This window comes from Trichlorobacter thiogenes, from assembly GCF_900167465.1.
In the GTDB taxonomy this organism is placed as follows: domain Bacteria; phylum Desulfobacterota; class Desulfuromonadia; order Geobacterales; family Pseudopelobacteraceae; genus Trichlorobacter; species Trichlorobacter thiogenes.
Genome location: NZ_FUWR01000003.1, coordinates 111,483 through 127,232 on the forward strand (window position 1 = coordinate 111,483; position 15,750 = coordinate 127,232).

Below are 15,750 nucleotides of genomic sequence, written 5' to 3' on the forward strand. Positions count from 1 at the left end.
CGCCTCCTGCCACCGACACTGCGGTAGGTATGAAATTTAGGTTATTTTGTATAGCATACCGTTCCACACCAGAAAAGGTAATTTGAACTCTTTGACAGGACCGTCACCTTTCGCTACCCTGTCTCACCATGCGCAGCCTTGAGAACAGCATCATCCGCCTCCTGAAACAGAAACCGTTCTACGGACACCTGCTGCTGCAACTGCGGCGTGTCCCCCTGCAAGGCGGTGATCGGTCCGTTGCCATCACCGTCCGGGACGGCATACCGATCCTGTCGGTTAATGACGCCTCCTTCAGCAGTTTTACCCCGCCGGAACAGGAAGCGTTGCTGGAGCACCTGCTGAAACATCTGCTCCACCTGCATCCGCTGCGGCGCCGTGAGCGTACTCCCCATGACTGGGATGTTGCCTGCGATCTGGCCATCAACCCAGGTATTGACGGCCTGCCCGGTGGGGCTCTGTACCCCCAAAATTTTAGGATGGAAACAGGCCTGTCTGCTGAAGAATACTACGACCTGATCGTACCACCCTTTGACCTGGGCAACCAGGAAGGCAGCGGTGCAGGCAGGGCTGAACAATCAAGCAGCGGGATTGATGGCGCTGGGGCTGGGCAGCAACTGCACGATGCAGAGACCATTGATGACCATCAGGCCTGGCAGGATAGCGACAGCACCCCGCTGACCCTTGCCGAAGAGATGCTGCGCAGTATGGTGCAGGATGCCCTGCGGGGCAGTGATGGTGAAACCCCGGCAGATATCCGGGCAGTGGTGGATAGCCTGCTGCACCCGGCGCCGATCCCCTGGCGACAGGTCCTGCGCCAGTTCATTGCAACTGCTGGCAGAACCGGCCATAGCAGCACCTGGATGCGGGAACATCGCCGTTTTTCCCACCAGACCCCAGGTGTCCGCAAACGTCGTAAACTGAACCTGCTGGTGGGGATCGATGTCAGCGATTCCACTAACATCGTGGCACTACGGGAAGCATTTGCAGCAGAACTGGTCAATCTGGCCCGAGGGCGGGACTGCAGCATCACGGTGCTGTACGCCAACAGCCGGATTCAGCAGGTCGAGACATTCAGGGGTGCCTCATTTGTGGCCCAACGGTATGATGGCGGTGGCTTTACTGACCTGCGTCCGGTCTTTGAGTATGCCCAAACCATGCATCCCCTGCCTGCCGCGGTAATCTACCTGACCGACGGCATCGGCCCGGTACCGGAGCAGATGACCTTCCCTACCCTGTGGGTGCTGACACAGGATGGAGAAAAACCGGCACCATGGGGGGTGGAACTCAGGTTGACGGTATGATGAATTTTCCTCCCGTCTTCTGAATAAACCCATCCTGCACCATTCCCCCCAGAATCCGCTCAAACCTTTCTGTCTCAACATCCAGCTGTTTTTGCATGGCACGGGCAGTCATCTCGTTAGAACCAAGCAACAATCGCAGCACCGCCCCACGGATCTGTCGATCAGAACCTTCAAACCTGCTCTGGACAGTGTGATGACGGCTCCTGCGGCTGGGATTGGGAAAGCGGCGCTTCAGGTCACTGCCGTAATCCATCAGGGCGTTGTACCAGATGCGGGGATTTTCACGATCCAGCACCGCCTCTGCAACCGGTAACAGCTGTTTATCGGTAATCCCTTCCTGATCAGCAAAGAAAAAATGCAGCAGTACGGCCCGGATATTGGTTTCAAGAAAGACCTGGGGCCGGTTGAAAGCAAAGGAGGCGATCGCCCCGGCGGTGTAGGGACCGATGCCGGGCAATTGCTGTAACAGGACAGGATCATCCGGTATGCTGCCGCCCCATTGTTCCACCATCATCCGTGCTGCCCGCTGCAGGTTCAGGGCGCGACGGTTGTAGCCCAACCCCTGCCAGGCTGCCAGTAGATCAGAGACCGGGGCTTCAGCAAGAGTTTGCGGATCAGGAAAGCGTTGCATAAAGACAGTAAATTTGGGAATCACCCGATCTACCTGGGTTTGCTGCAGCATGACCTCAGAGACCAGTACCCGATAGTGATCAATGCCATCTCGCCAGGGCAGGTCACGACGATATGCAGCATAATAGCTGTACACAAGCTGCTGTAACAACTTCACAGGACCATCTGTCACCCCTTGTTCACCGGCAGATCGTTTAAGTTCTGATTCTGCAGATGTATCTTCGCCAACCGGCCAGAGCTGCATCTCATGCTTGCAGTCAGGCACAGCTTTCAGGTAGGCTGCTTGCAACTGTTCTGTTTGAGAGGATGACATGGAGACACCTTTACAACCAATGACTGATGATTCTGTCCGTGAACTGCTGGAGGCTGCCGGGGCGCAGGTAATGGCCCGTTCCGGCCGTTCTGAAAGCTACAGCGCCCCCCGTGAATTTTCCTTTGAAGCCAAGGCGATCTTTCCCAACGGCATGGGGCTGCATATTGTTGCCCGTCAGTTCAACTACCGCGACCCCTGGGAGGCAACCGGCCGGGTTAATGATCTGGTGGATGTGATGCTGCTGCGAGACGGAGCGCTCACCCCACTGCCCAAAGGCTACCCCTTCTTTCAGGGGATTGAGGAAGAATGCGGAGTGGATGAAACCGTCCTCAAAGAGATCATCGCCTGTGTCAGCGGGGTCAATGTTAAACTGTATGAGCTGCAGCGGATCACCGGTGATCTGGACTAACCTGAACAAGCAAGGGGCACCTGAAAATCAGGTGCCCCTTGCCAACGCTATGGTCCAGGTTACAGAGCCTGTTATGAACGATGTTTTTCGCTGAACCCTTTGAAACCACCCTGGGGCTGAGGTATCGGCTTCCGCTTGGGGGCGGTCATATCCCAGACCATCTTGGAAAGTGATTTTTCCACCGGAAACAGTGCCAGGGCAAACAGAAACAGGAGCAGAAAGACTCCGAAGAAGCATGCCAGCATAATTACCACAACCATAATTGCTTCTACAAACAACGGCATGGGCTTCCTCCTGTTTTGATGCAAACTGTGTTTATACTAACACACAATCACGCCAGTTTCCAATCAGGCTTTTAAAACAGACAAACCATCCGGCTAGTTATCAGCAGCAACCTGTTGCCGCCGTTCTTCCTTAAGCATATCCAGAGCGACCAGAGCAACCCCGACACAGATCAGGGAATCAGCCACGTTAAAGGCTGGCCAGTGGTGGCTCTTCCAGTAGACATCCAGAAAATCGATTACCTCACCCAATCGTACCCGGTCAATCAGATTACCGATGGCCCCGGAAAAGATCATGGCCAGGCTGACCTGGGCCAGCTTCTGATCGTCACGCATCTTCTTCAGCGCAACCACAATCACCACAGCAGCGATCAGCGTAATACCAATAAAAAATGGCAGCCTCCAGGAGGCATCAGAGAGGAAACTAAAGGCCGCCCCCCGGTTACGCAGGTAGGTAAAGCTGAATAGCCCATCAATCACCGGGATGGACTGATGCAGAGCCATGACCCGGTCTACATACAGCTTGGTGGCCTGATCAACCACAAGCCCGACAATCGTAATAATGGAAAAGATCCCCCAACGGTTCATGCTATATCACCGCTGCAATACATTTCTGGCAGATGGTGGGATGTTCAGCATTGCTGCCCAGCTCTTCACTGTAGCACCAGCAACGTTCACACTTCTCACCCGGCGCCTTTTCAATCAGCACCTTCAGGCCTTCAACGACCGTACCGTCGTAGGCTTCTGATGAAAGTTCCTCCACCAGATCAAGGCTGGTAACAATACAGATTGCCCGCAGCTTTTCCAGATAATCGTTCATAAAGGCGATGGTTTCCGGTGGGGCAGAAAGCTTGACTGCAGCATCCAGTGGATGGCCAATTACCTTCTCAACCCGCTTCAGTTCCAGCGCCTTGAGCACATCGGCCCGGACATCAAACAGACGCCCCCAGCGTTCTGCCAATGTTTCGTCCTTGTTGCCAGGCACCAGCTGTGGGAAGGCTGCCAGGTGTACACTGGCCTCACGCTCACCCGGCAGGTACTGCCAGATCTCATCGGCGGTAAAGGAGATCAGCGGCGCCAGCAGACGGGTCAGGGTATCGGTAATCAGATACATGGCGGTCTGGCTGCTGCGACGTTCATGGGCATCTTTGCGGCTGGTATAGAGACGATCCTTGAGAATATCCAAATACTGGGCGCTCAGCTCAACCGTGCAGAAACCATTAACCGCCTGATAGATTACATGGAATTCAAAATCCGTATAGGCAGCCAGCACCCGTTCTTTCAGCAGTTCCAGGTGGTGCAGGGCCAGGCGGTCGATCGGCATCAGATCGCTAAAGGCGACGCTGTTCGTTGCCGGATCAAAATCATACAGGTTGCCCAGCATAAAGCGGCAGGTATTACGGATCCTGCGATAGGCCTCTGCCACCCGATTCAGGATCTCTTCCGAGATCCGGTTATCATCACGGTAGTCCTGGGCTGAACACCAGAGCCGCAAGACATCGCCCCCGAACTTCTTGATCACATCCTCTGGCGCAACCACGTTACCCATGGACTTGCTCATCTTGCGCCCCTGCCCATCCAGCACAAAACCATGGGTCAACACTGACTTATAGGGGGCAACGCCACGGGTGCCCACGCTTTCCAACAACGACGAGTGGAACCAGCCGCGATGCTGATCGCTCCCCTCAAGGTAGAGGTCAGCCGGTGATGAGAGTTTGGGGTTGGGCTCCAGCACTGCAGCGTGGGAGACGCCGGAATCAAACCAGACATCCAGGATATCATTCTCTTTTTCAAAGGCAGTTGAGCCACACTTGGGGCATTTGGTTTCCGCAGGCAGCAGCTGTGCAGCCTCCCACTCAAACCAGACATCAGAGCTGTGCTGCTTGAACAGCCCGGCCACATGATCCATGGTGGGACCGTCGGCCAGAAACTCACCGCAATCGGTGCAGGAGAAAGCGGTAATCGGCACACCCCAGGAACGCTGGCGGGAGATACACCAGTCAGGCCTGTTTTCCACCATGCCGTAGATCCGGTCGCGGCCCCACTTGGGAATCCACTGTACCTTGTCAATCGCTTCCAACGACTTTTGGCGAAGTTGGTTGGCATCCATAGAGATAAACCACTGCTCGGTGGCCCGGAAGATGATCGGCTTTTTACACCTCCAGCAATGGGGATAGGAGTGGGAAATAGAGCTGACACCCACCAACGCTCCCACTTCCTGCAGCTTCTCAATCACCTTGGGGTTGGCCTCAAAGACCTTTTCTCCGCCAAACAGCTCAAGGTTACCGATATACTTACCGTGGTTATCCACCGGATTGTAGATATCAAGCCCTTCCTTCAGGCCAAGCACGTAGTCATCCTGGCCATGACCGGGAGCGGTATGAACGCAACCGGTACCTGCCTCTAACGTGACATGCTCCCCCAGCAGAATGATGGAATCACGGTCATAGAAGGGATGCTTGCAACGTTTGCGCTCCAGCAGAGTAGCTTTGAAGGTGGCAACAGTCTCACCGGACAGGCTGTTGGCTGCCAGGAACTGATCCTTCAGTCCTTCAGCCACGATCAGCAGTTGACCATCAACCTCAACGGCGCAGTAATCATATTCAGGGTGCATGGCTATGGCCAGGTTGGCGGGGATCGTCCAGGGGGTGGTGGTCCAGATCACCACAAAAACCGGCTTGCCAGCCAGGGCCGGTATAGCGGCAGAAACATCATCCTGCAGGGCAAATTTGACAAAGATGGAAGGTGAGGTGTGATCCGCATACTCAACCTCTGCCTCGGCCAGGGCGGTCACACAGGAAGAGCACCAATGTACCGGTTTCTTACCCCGGTACAGCCCGCCGTTGTGGGCAAACTTGGCCAGCTCGGCAGCGGTCAGACCTTCATACTCATTGGTCATGGTCATGTACGGGTTGTCCCAATCACCCAACACCCCCAGACGTTTGAACTCTTCCTTCTGGATATCGATAAATTTCTTGGCATAGACACGGCATTCCTTGCGCATCTCAGCCTTGGTCATCTGGTGTTTCTTGGAACCCAGGTTTTTCTCCACCTGCAGCTCAATCGGCAGGCCGTGACAGTCCCAGCCCGGCACATAGGGGGCGTGGAACCCTTCCATCCGCTTGACCTTCAGCACAATATCCTTCAGGGTCTTGTTCAGGGCGTGACCGATATGGGTGTGGCCGTTGGCATAGGGAGGGCCATCATGCAGCATATAGACCGGCTTGTCCTTGCCGGCCTCCTCAATCATTCCGTACAGATCCAGTTCCTGCCAGCGTTTAAGCAGCTCCGGCTCACGCTGGTACAGGTTGGCCTTCATCGGAAAGTCGGTTTGGGGCAGGTTCAGGGTTGCTTTGTAGTCCATTGTCACGTTCTCCACAGTAAGCTGCTAAATTTGTCTAAACTACCGACATCTCAACGCCAAGTCAAGGGGATAGCGACTATCTGAACAGAAGAATCCCTGTTTTCTCCCTTGCATTCAACTGCTTGTTCTGATAGTTTTTCAGGTCCTATTTATAGTGAAAGGAATCTTACTATGTTTAAAATATTTGACTCCCTGTTCGGGATGTTTTCCAACGATCTGGCCATTGACCTGGGCACCGCCAACACCCTGGTCTACCTGAAGGGCAAGGGGATCGTGGTCCGTGAGCCTTCGGTGGTTGCCGTACAGAAGATGCCCACCGGCCAGCAGAAGGTGTTGAAAGTCGGGATGGAGGCCAAGCAGATGTTGGGCCGCACACCAGGCTCCATCACCGCTATCCGTCCGATGAAGGACGGCGTTATTGCCGACTTTGACATCACCGAAGAGATGCTGCGTTACTTCATCCACAAGGTACACAACCGCAAGACCCTGGTCCGCCCCCGGATCGTGATCTGCGTTCCCTCCGGCATAACCCAGGTGGAAAAGCGGGCAGTCAAGGAATCAGCCGAATCTGCCGGTGCCCGCGAGGTCTACCTGATTGAAGAGCCGATGGCAGCTGCTATTGGCGCCGGTCTGCCGATCACCGAAGCCAGCGGCAACATGATCGTTGATATCGGCGGTGGTACCACTGAAGTTGCGGTGATCTCCCTGGCCGGTATCGTCTATTCCCAGTCAACCCGCATGGGTGGCGACAAGATGGATGAGGCGATTGTCCAGTACATCAAGCGCAAGTACAACCTGCAGATCGGCGAGCGGATGGCAGAAGCGATCAAGATCGAGATCGGCGAAGCCTACCCCGGCCCTGAAGTACTGACCATGGAGGTCAAAGGACGCGACCTGGTTTCCGGCATTCCCAAGACCATCGAGATCAACTCCGACGAGATCCGTGATGCCCTCAAGGAAGCGGTCAACGCCATTGTGGATACCGTCCGTCAATGCCTTGAGCGTACCCCACCTGAACTGGCTGCTGATATTGTGGACAAAGGAATCTTCCTGGCCGGCGGCGGCGCCGGACTGCGTAACCTGGACGTACTGCTGCGCGAGATCACCAAGGTACCGGTACTGATTGCTGAAAATCCGCTGGACTGCGTTGTTCTGGGATCTGGCAAGGTACTGGATGAGCTGCACCTGCTGAAGCGCGTTGCTGTTACGTCCTAAGATCACCCGTTATCGCGTCAGTACATTTTTCAACATCTACTCAAAATGGGTGGGCGATGCCCACCCTTTCTGTTAGACCCCTATGACCGCTCCCACGCTCGACATCATAGTTCCGGTCTGGAACCACCCGACTGAAGCACGGGCCTGCCTTGTCTCGATTCTGGACTGTGCTGAAACCGCGCGCCTGATTATCATCAACAATGGCTGTGACCGCGCCACTGAATTGATGTTGGAAGAATTTTCCGACCATCTGGGTGACCGTGCGATCTATATGACCATGGAACGCAATATCGGTTTTGTTCCTGCGGTCAACCGTGCCCTGAACCGCTCCGATGCGGACTGGGCAATAATCGTACGCCCCACCGGAACGCTTACCGCTGAATGTTACCAACAGATTCTGGAGGCAACAGCAAAAGAGCAGGCTGGCATCATTACACCCCATTGTCCTTCAGAGCATCCACTTCCGGCCCGACTCCTTAAAAGCGACTGCAGCTGTCTTGAAACCTGCGAAATCAGCTTTGCCCTGCTTGCCCTCTCCCACGCAATGCGTACCAGCATCGGGCTTTTTGATGAAGATATGGATGGGGGCACCTGGTGCCTGCAGGACTATCGCCACCGGGCAGATGCCCATGGCTTCCGCACCTACCTGCTCCCTAAAGTTGCTGCACTGGGCGAGCCGATCACCATCTTTGGCTCCCGCGAACGTCGGCGCATGATGGATGAGGCCGCCATCAGCACCTTCAGACAACGCTGGGGAACCCAGCAGCAGGTTGCACTGTATCTCCCCAAAGAGACCGATGACCACAAACTGCAGGAGACACTGGAACTACTGCATGCTGCGGCACGCCATGGCCACCGGCTGGATCTTTTTCTGCATCGCCGCCAGTATATGCAGGCGCTCCAAAACGGCGCGGCCTGCCTGCACAGTGGCATAACCCTCCACAGGTTGCCGCTGCTCACCCCCCTTAAAAACCTGGCACGCAGCATGGAAAAGTTGAAGCTTCAAAATCCACAGCTGCAACCTGTCTGCGGCCTGGACGGCATTCCGTTTCCCGGTTATGATAACGCACTACCCACTACCCTTTTGCAGCAACTTGCAAAGCCGTAAGGAGGTTTCCCATGCAGCAGTTCGTCACCAAACAACTTCAGGACCATCAGGCACTGTTCCAGAAAATTGAAACAGAACTGGCCAGACCGATTGCACACCTGGCTGAACGCCTGATTGAGACCCTTAAAATAGGCAACAAGCTCATGATCATGGGTAACGGTGGTTCAGCTGCCGATGCCCAACACTTTGCCGGAGAGATTGTCAGCCGCTTCAGGATGGAGCGTCCTGGCCTGCCTGCCATCTCCCTTTCCACCGACACCTCTATCATTACCGCAATCGGCAATGACTATGGCTTTGATCGAATCTTCTCCCGCCAGGTAGAAGCGCTGGCTGCACCCGGTGATGCGGTCATCGGCATCTCCACCAGTGGCAATTCTCCCAACGTACTTAAGGCACTGGAAGTGGCCCGCCAGGCCGGCTGTACCACCATCGGCCTGTTGGGCAAAGATGGTGGCAGCATCAAGGCGGTCTGCGACATACCGCTGATCATCCCCTCCCATGACACGCCACGGGTACAGGAAGGCCACATCACTGTGATCCACATCCTCTGCGACCTGATCGAGCAGGGCCTGTTCGGTATTTTTGCCCGGGAAGGACTGTAGGCCATGGACCGCAAGACCGTTGAATCACTGTTTCAACGCGCCACCAATCTGAAATGCCTGGTGGTGGGCGACCTGATGCTGGATGAATACCTGTGGGGCAAGACCGACCGCATTTCACCGGAAGCCCCGGTACAGGTGGTGGATATTCTGCGGGAAGACCTGCGTCTGGGCGGCGCCGGCAACGTGGCCAATAACCTGCTTGCCCTGGGCTGTCAGGTCACGGTGGCCTCGGTAATCGGTGAAGATGAAAATGGCTGGGCACTGCTCAAATCGTTCAGCCGACAAGGGGTCGACACAACCCCGATCTTTCAGGAACCGGGCCGCCGCACCGGGCGCAAGACCAGGGTGATCGCCTCCAATCAACAGATTGTACGGATTGACCGTGAATCCCGCGAACCACTTTCCGGGCAGCTAGAACAGCAACTGGTTACCTGGCTGCAGGAACATATAACCGGTTTTGATGTACTACTGGTATCGGACTACCTCAAAGGGGTACTGACACCTGCGGTACTGACAGCAATCACCGCCACCGCTACAGAACGAAAGATTCCGGTACTGGTTGATCCCAAGGGGACCGACTACCGCAAATACCGTGGCGCCACCTGCCTGACCCCTAACCGCAAAGAGGCTGAGGCCGCATCAGGCATACCGATTCGTGACCAGGAAAGCCTGAACAGGGCTGCTGAAACCCTGATGTCACAGCTGGAACTGGATAATCTGCTGATCACCCGCAGCGAAGAGGGGATGTCTCTTTTCTGCGGTAATGGCGAAACCGTCCATATCCCCACCGTAGCCCGCGAAGTCTTTGACGTAACCGGCGCCGGGGATACCGTGCTGGCGTTGCTGGCCTGCGGTCTGGCGGGCGGATTACCGCTGGCCGAGGCAGCACGGCTGGCCAATGTTGCCGCCGGAATCGCGGTGGCCAAGCTGGGCACCTCCACCGTCACCCCCGCCGAGATTATTGCTGCCGTCTCCCTTGAACATCGCGACAGTGACAGCAAGATCAAAAACCGCGAGGTCCTGGCCGAAATCATTGCCGGAGAGCGGGCTAAAGGAAAACAGGTAGTCTTTACCAACGGCTGTTTTGACCTGCTGCATGCCGGGCATGTCAAATACCTGCAGGCCGCCCGCCGTCTGGGTGATCTGCTGATTCTGGGCCTGAACAGTGATGCCTCGGTACGACGTCTGAAAGGACCTAAACGCCCGCTGATTGATGAAGAAGAACGGGGTCACCTGATGGCTGCCCTGGACTGCATCGACTATGTCTGCCTGTTTGAAGAGGATACACCGCTGGAGCTGATTACCGCCCTGAGGCCGCAGATTCTGGTCAAGGGTGGTGACTACACGCCGGAGGGGGTGGTGGGTAAAGCGGTGGTGGAGTCATACGGTGGCAGGGTGGAGCTAATTCCGTTTGTAGACGGCAAATCAACAACCAACATCATTGAAAAGGTACTGGAACGGTACACAAACGAACAATAAGCAAAAAGGGCGACCATCCAGGCCGCCCTTTTTTCATATCCATCTCCGCATTAACAGGCTGTTAACGAACCAGACGTCGTACCACCCTCCCTACCACAATCGGATAGGTCATGTTATTATTGGGATCAATAATATCCGGCGGGCAGCACTCGTTATCACACTTGGCCAGAAAAGTGCCGTCAGGATTACGGAACACGCGGCGCACCATCATCATGCCATCAGCATACCGCAGCATCAGACAACCGCCATTGATGGTGGTCTTGATACCGGCGTCAACCATCACTAGATCGCCATCCTGCAGCCAGGGAGCCATATTATCTCCCAACACCTTGATCAACAGAAAGTTTTCCGGTGCAACCCCCAGAGAATGATTAAGCCAGTTAAGGCCGGGGGCAAGCACATCAACAATCTGCGGCGACACAAAAGAGGTCTGCACTTCACCATTGTCCGAGCGTTGGGTGTAGGCCTTATAGGGTGGATGAATCAATGGGTGGCCAGATGTAGACAGGGTAAAACTATCCCGCGTCTTGTTCGCCGTATCATGATCAAAGAAGGTCCCCATCAGCCCTTCCTGAACCTGCCGCATCTCACCCTGGCCATCTGACCTTCCCAGACCGATCTTCTGTCCGGTCAATACATACTGCAGGTCAAGGCCTTCCTTGCCACAGATACCAACAATTTCCTCGGTTGGCACCGTGTTACGGTGCTTCCAGTTATGAATACGCCGGATACCAACCCCCATAACCTCTGCCAGCTCCAGGTCCGTATCAAGCCCCAGCTCATCCTTGATCCTGCTCAGAACATCTCTGGTACTTAACAGCGCATCATCTGCAGACACAGCCCCCCTGGTTGAGGACGTAGAGCCATCTGCAATACTGCCACCTTCATGAAGTTCGATCACTTTACCATTTTTCACAACGAGTCCCCTGCCCAGCCTAAAATTACTCAAACAACCTTAACGATTACTCACCATAGACAGCTTATACTTGACACCTTCACCACATACGGATATACATTGGCAATCAATTACCGATTTTGATGAACAAAGAAAAACAAATTACTCAAATACGGTAACGCCAGCGAGAACAGTTATACCAATTTTCGACACGGTTTACAATCAGCGATAAGGATTCAGGCATGACCACACCAGACCACCACAAAACAAATAGCACCAGTCAATCTGATCACAGCTATTGCCGCACCCTGCAGCCGCTTCAGCACCATACTAGACACCAGGATTCAAATGCACTGCTTGCGCTCGCCCTGCTTCTGGATTTCCTCCCCCACGAGCGAGCTCACCAACTCCATCAGCGTTTTGCATCTGAAGTTCTCTACGAGCTGCCCCAAGGCAGATCACCACTTTTTCTTTCCCGGCATGACATTATGAGTTGGGTCAATGCAATTTAAAAGCGTAGCACAGCCATGAATCTGCAAGACTCTCCAACAACAGCCCTTGTGCTTGATGACAACGGAGGCACACGGCGTCAAATCGTGTCCGACCTGGAGCAAAGCGGCCTTTTCAACCAGATTTTTGAGGCCGCTGATGGTCTGGACGGGCTACATAAAGTTGCACTAACACTTCCCGATATAATCCTCTGTGACGTTGAAATGCCCCGACTTGATGGGCTTAAATTCCTGGCTGCCATCCGCTCAAAACCTGAAACTGAACATATCCCGGTTCTGATGCTCACCAGCAGCCTGGACCGCGGAGTAAAACTAAAAGGACTAACAGACGGGGCGCGTGACTTTATTCTTATCCCCTACGACCCGCAGGAACTTGCAGCCAGAGCCAGGCTGCACCTAAACGCCAAACGCCGTGAAGAAGAACTTCGCAAACAGAATCAGGAACTTGAACTGCTTTCAAACAAAGACACTCTAACGGGTGCATTCAATAGACGCTACCTTAACCATATTTTAACTGTTGAACTTTTGCGAGCAGCCCGAACAGACAGCCTGGTCTCTGTACTCATGATTGATATTGATCATTTCAAACAAATTAATGACACCTTTGGTCACCAGTCAGGCGATCATGTGCTCAAACGAATGACCGCAGAAATAGCCGCCTGCCTGAGAGACTATGACCTCCTCTTCCGCTACGGTGGTGAGGAATTTGTAGTGTTGCTACCTGACACCAGTCTCCTCGAGGCCAGAAACGTGGCACAACGACTCTGTCAAAAGGTGCATTCGATCAGGTTTTCAGATGCACTTGTCAATCTGCATCTAACCGTCAGTATCGGCGTTGCTGAATTTCCAGGAATGAATATCGGTACAGCAGAAGAACTACTCGAACATGCAGATCAAGCTCTCTACCAGGCCAAAGAAAACGGCAGAAACCAAGTCATTTAACAACCTAATTTCTCACGCTTCTGGCAGATAAACCGCCTGAAAACAACCTGGGGTAAATTGCCCCTATCTCGAAAGGAGTAATCCAGATCATGAAGAAGCTTGTATCCATTACTGCAGCCGTCACAATCCTCGCCGTTGCCTCCCTGGCATCTGCAGCAAGTATCAAAGGTCCCGTCACCAAGATCACCCCAAATGCAGATGGCAGCTACACAACCGTTATCAAGGATGAAGCCACCAAGAAAGACGTTGTGGTTGAAGTCGCTGACGACCTGACAAAAGACAAACTGAGTGGGAAAAAGATCGTTGTTGACGATGAAGTAAAAGTTAAATTTGATGAAAAGAATGGCAAGAACATCAGCGCCAAATTCCTTAAGGCTGCCGGCTGCTAAAGCTGCAAACACGGAAATAGTTTGGCCTCCTCCCCAAACGACTCCGTAACAAAGCCCCCTCTGCACAATTCTGCAGAGGGGGCTTTGATTTGTTGCGCATTAGCTACAGCTTAAATTTACTCACCAGATTCTGCAGATCCTGGGCCTGACCAGCCAACTGGGCAGCAGCGGCAGCGGTCTCTTCAGCACCACTGGCGGTCTGTTGCACCACTTCGGTGATCTGCTGGATATTGGTGGTCACCTCACTGGTGGTAGCGGTCTGTTGCTCAGCTGCCGTAGCTATCTGACTGACCTGCATGGTAACATCGTTCACCTGTTCAAGGATCTGCTGTAGTGAGGTCTCAAGCTGAGCGGCCTCGGCAGCTCCTTTTTCCGTACCCTTCACCCCTTCCTCCATGGAGGTAATGGCCACCCTGGTTTCCTGCTGAATACTGCGGATCATATCGCTGATCTCTTTAGTGGCCTTGGTGGTACGCTCTGCCAGGGCACGCACCTCATCAGCAACCACCGCAAAACCACGTCCCATTTCACCGGCCCGGGCTGCCTCAATGGCTGCATTTAGAGCCAGCAGGTTGGTCTGATCAGCAATATCCTCAATGGTACCCACAATAGCGCCGATCTGTTCGGACCGCTCACCAAGGCTTGAAACAATCTTGGCGTTTTCTTTGGTATGCTCACCACGGGTACGGATACCATCCACCGTATGCTTGACAATGGCAAAGCCACTTTCGGTAGCAGTGGCAGCCATCCCTGCACTGTCGGCAGCGGCATGACAGTTACGGGCGATATCACTACTGGTGGCAGCCATCTCTTCGCTAGCAGTGGCAACGGTACCGGTCTGGGCAGCAACCTCTTCAGCGCCAGTGGCGATCTGTTCAGAGGTGCTGTGCAGCTGGGTGGAAGCAGAGGCGATACCGGCTGATATCTGGACCGTCTGGGACACCAATGTGCGCAGGCTTTGCACCATATGCTCCATGGCTGACTGTAATTGTCCAACCTCATCACGGGAGGTAACGGTTACTTCAGCAGTCAGATCGCCATCAGCAAGACGACGGGCCACAGCAACAGATGCAGCCAAGGGAGTGGTGATCATACGGGAAATAAGCAGCCCAAGTGTTATTGCCAGAACAACAGCAGCTATAATCACACCGATCATCAGCTTTGCTGCAAAGGATGCGGTCTGGTCGTTATGCTCGGCCGCCAGCTTGGCCTGCTTCTTTTTCGAATCCACCAGTTGGTTAATAATCTCCTGCTCATGCAAGGCTGCCTTAAAGGCCTCGCCATGCATCAACGCCTTGGCTTCAGCATCTTTACCTGCGTTATCCAGCTCAAGAATCTTGTCGATAAAACCGCCATAGACCTTGCGAGACTCTTTAAACTCATTAAACGCCTTTCTCCCCTCCTCTGTCAAAAGCGTCTTTTCTACCTTTTCTGCATGCTCTGTCATATCCTGACGCAGTTTTTTGATGTTATCTGCATACTTCTGACGTTCAGCCGGATCGGTTGACTCTACAACATCACGCAAGTTAATCCGGGCCCGCTGGAAGTCAACCGAAATGGCACCCAGATCCCCCAAAGGCACCGTCATCTTTTCATACATCATGGCGGCATCATGATCTATTTCATAAATCTTCATAATACCGATAGCGCCGACAACCGCTGCGATGATTGCAACCGTAACAAAACCGGCAACAAGCTTCACACCAACTTTCAGATTTTTAAACCATTGCATAGACAACCTCCTGTTATTTTTATGTCTAAAATAAAATTTGCCCTAAGTCCGTATCACCACATGCCCGCATAACGAAAAAACCGTTTCAAGAACAACATACTAATGGACAAAACATCCCGATGACAATAGGGTGATCACCCTATAAAAGGCTAATATTCCGTTAGTTTTTACACATAAATGGTCGCCGACTTATCCACTAAAACGTTTAAGAGTAGTATCCAGCTTGGCAGAAACCATCTCAAGCCGTATCAGATCCTCAAGTTTAATCGCCTGTTGTTCCTTTTTACTCAGCTGAAACCCCTCCTCAAGCAGGAGATCTTCAAACGCCACCATTGCCCGCCGCCGAAACCGGTCATCCGTGACTAATCGGCCAAAAAACTGTTCCACCGCCTCCTGTGACATACCAACCTCCTTTGCGATCATCCACTGCTCCGCCCAGGAACAGTAGCAAGGTATTTACACAGGTAGTTGCAGCCAGCATGCCAAACAGGCAAACATGTAATTCAAGCATGTTACAAAACAAAAAAGCTCCACACTGTACCCATAGGGGACAGTGTGGAGCCAGAGGGAACACCTTATTT

16 protein-coding genes are annotated in these 15,750 nt (G+C 53.7%); 9 read left to right on the forward strand and 7 right to left on the reverse strand.

Features of this window, described 5'->3' with window-relative positions; translation table 11 throughout:
* The first annotated feature begins 128 nt into the window (after window positions 1–128).
* Window positions 129–1,301 carry a vWA domain-containing protein gene (locus B5D39_RS04755; RefSeq protein ID WP_078789255.1) on the forward strand — a complete coding sequence of 391 codons (1,173 nt, stop codon included), beginning with the start codon at window positions 129–131 and terminating at the stop codon, window positions 1,299–1,301.
* Here the strand turns inward: B5D39_RS04755 and B5D39_RS04760 are convergent.
* Window positions 1,285–2,244 (reverse strand): HhH-GPD family protein, encoded by a 960-nt coding sequence (locus B5D39_RS04760; RefSeq protein ID WP_244161354.1) that lies wholly within the window; start codon window positions 2,242–2,244, stop codon window positions 1,285–1,287. The two genes, B5D39_RS04755 and B5D39_RS04760, sit on opposite strands and share 17 nt — an antisense overlap.
* Between B5D39_RS04760 and B5D39_RS04765 the strand changes: the two genes are divergently transcribed.
* On the forward strand, window positions 2,243–2,653 hold the full coding sequence (locus B5D39_RS04765) for a hypothetical protein (RefSeq protein ID WP_078789256.1): 411 nt from the start codon (window positions 2,243–2,245) through the stop codon (window positions 2,651–2,653). The two genes, B5D39_RS04760 and B5D39_RS04765, sit on opposite strands and share 2 nt — an antisense overlap.
* Window positions 2,654–2,724: 71 nt before the next feature.
* On the opposite strand, the gene B5D39_RS04770 is transcribed toward B5D39_RS04765, so the two are convergent.
* From B5D39_RS04770 to ileS, 3 genes are all read right to left on the reverse strand, one after another.
* Complete coding sequence (locus B5D39_RS04770) at window positions 2,725–2,937, reverse strand: hypothetical protein (RefSeq protein WP_078789257.1); 213 nt, start codon at window positions 2,935–2,937, stop codon at window positions 2,725–2,727.
* 93 nt (window positions 2,938–3,030) lie between these two features.
* Window positions 3,031–3,522 carry a signal peptidase II gene (gene lspA / locus B5D39_RS04775; protein ID WP_078789258.1) on the reverse strand — a complete coding sequence of 164 codons (492 nt, stop codon included), beginning with the start codon at window positions 3,520–3,522 and terminating at the stop codon, window positions 3,031–3,033.
* Window position 3,523: 1 nt separating this feature from the next.
* A complete protein-coding gene (ileS, locus tag B5D39_RS04780) occupies window positions 3,524–6,298 on the reverse strand; it encodes an isoleucine--tRNA ligase (RefSeq protein ID WP_078789259.1) in 2,775 nt (924 codons plus the stop codon).
* 171 nt (window positions 6,299–6,469) lie between these two features.
* On the opposite strand from ileS, the gene B5D39_RS04785 reads away from it, so the two are divergent.
* From B5D39_RS04785 to hldE, 4 genes are all read left to right on the forward strand, one after another.
* A complete protein-coding gene (locus B5D39_RS04785; RefSeq protein WP_078789260.1) occupies window positions 6,470–7,513 on the forward strand; it encodes a rod shape-determining protein in 1,044 nt (347 codons plus the stop codon).
* 82 nt (window positions 7,514–7,595) lie between these two features.
* The gene (locus B5D39_RS04790) at window positions 7,596–8,621 is read left to right on the forward strand and encodes a glycosyltransferase family 2 protein (RefSeq protein ID WP_078789261.1); all 1,026 of its coding nucleotides are present in this window, start codon (window positions 7,596–7,598) and stop codon (window positions 8,619–8,621) included.
* Window positions 8,622–8,632: 11 nt separating this feature from the next.
* On the forward strand, window positions 8,633–9,223 hold the full coding sequence (gmhA, locus tag B5D39_RS04795) for a D-sedoheptulose 7-phosphate isomerase (protein WP_078789262.1): 591 nt from the start codon (window positions 8,633–8,635) through the stop codon (window positions 9,221–9,223).
* Between the two features lie 3 nt (window positions 9,224–9,226).
* Entirely contained in the window at window positions 9,227–10,702 is a 1,476-nt protein-coding gene (gene hldE, locus B5D39_RS04800; protein WP_078789263.1) for a bifunctional D-glycero-beta-D-manno-heptose-7-phosphate kinase/D-glycero-beta-D-manno-heptose 1-phosphate adenylyltransferase HldE, read from the forward strand.
* Between the two features lie 61 nt (window positions 10,703–10,763).
* On the opposite strand, the gene B5D39_RS04805 is transcribed toward hldE, so the two are convergent.
* On the reverse strand, window positions 10,764–11,618 hold the full coding sequence (locus B5D39_RS04805) for a LexA family transcriptional regulator (RefSeq protein ID WP_161947424.1): 855 nt from the start codon (window positions 11,616–11,618) through the stop codon (window positions 10,764–10,766).
* A gap of 221 nt (window positions 11,619–11,839) precedes the next feature.
* Between B5D39_RS04805 and B5D39_RS16710 the strand changes: the two genes are divergently transcribed.
* The 3 genes from B5D39_RS16710 (at window position 11,840) to B5D39_RS04815 (ending at window position 13,437) form a co-directional block, all read left to right on the forward strand.
* Window positions 11,840–12,109 (forward strand): DUF6166 domain-containing protein, encoded by a 270-nt coding sequence (locus B5D39_RS16710; RefSeq protein WP_139366678.1) that lies wholly within the window; start codon window positions 11,840–11,842, stop codon window positions 12,107–12,109.
* Window positions 12,110–12,124: 15 nt separating this feature from the next.
* A complete protein-coding gene (locus tag B5D39_RS04810) occupies window positions 12,125–13,048 on the forward strand; it encodes a diguanylate cyclase (RefSeq protein WP_078789265.1) in 924 nt (307 codons plus the stop codon).
* Window positions 13,049–13,137: 89 nt separating this feature from the next.
* Window positions 13,138–13,437 (forward strand): hypothetical protein, encoded by a 300-nt coding sequence (locus B5D39_RS04815; RefSeq protein WP_078789266.1) that lies wholly within the window; start codon window positions 13,138–13,140, stop codon window positions 13,435–13,437.
* A 103-nt stretch (window positions 13,438–13,540) separates the two neighbouring features.
* On the opposite strand, the gene B5D39_RS04820 is transcribed toward B5D39_RS04815, so the two are convergent.
* Complete coding sequence (locus B5D39_RS04820; protein WP_078789267.1) at window positions 13,541–15,169, reverse strand: methyl-accepting chemotaxis protein; 1,629 nt, start codon at window positions 15,167–15,169, stop codon at window positions 13,541–13,543.
* Window positions 15,170–15,358: 189 nt separating this feature from the next.
* A complete protein-coding gene (locus tag B5D39_RS04825) occupies window positions 15,359–15,571 on the reverse strand; it encodes a hypothetical protein (RefSeq protein ID WP_078789268.1) in 213 nt (70 codons plus the stop codon).
* Between the last annotated feature and the right edge of the window lie 179 nt (window positions 15,572–15,750).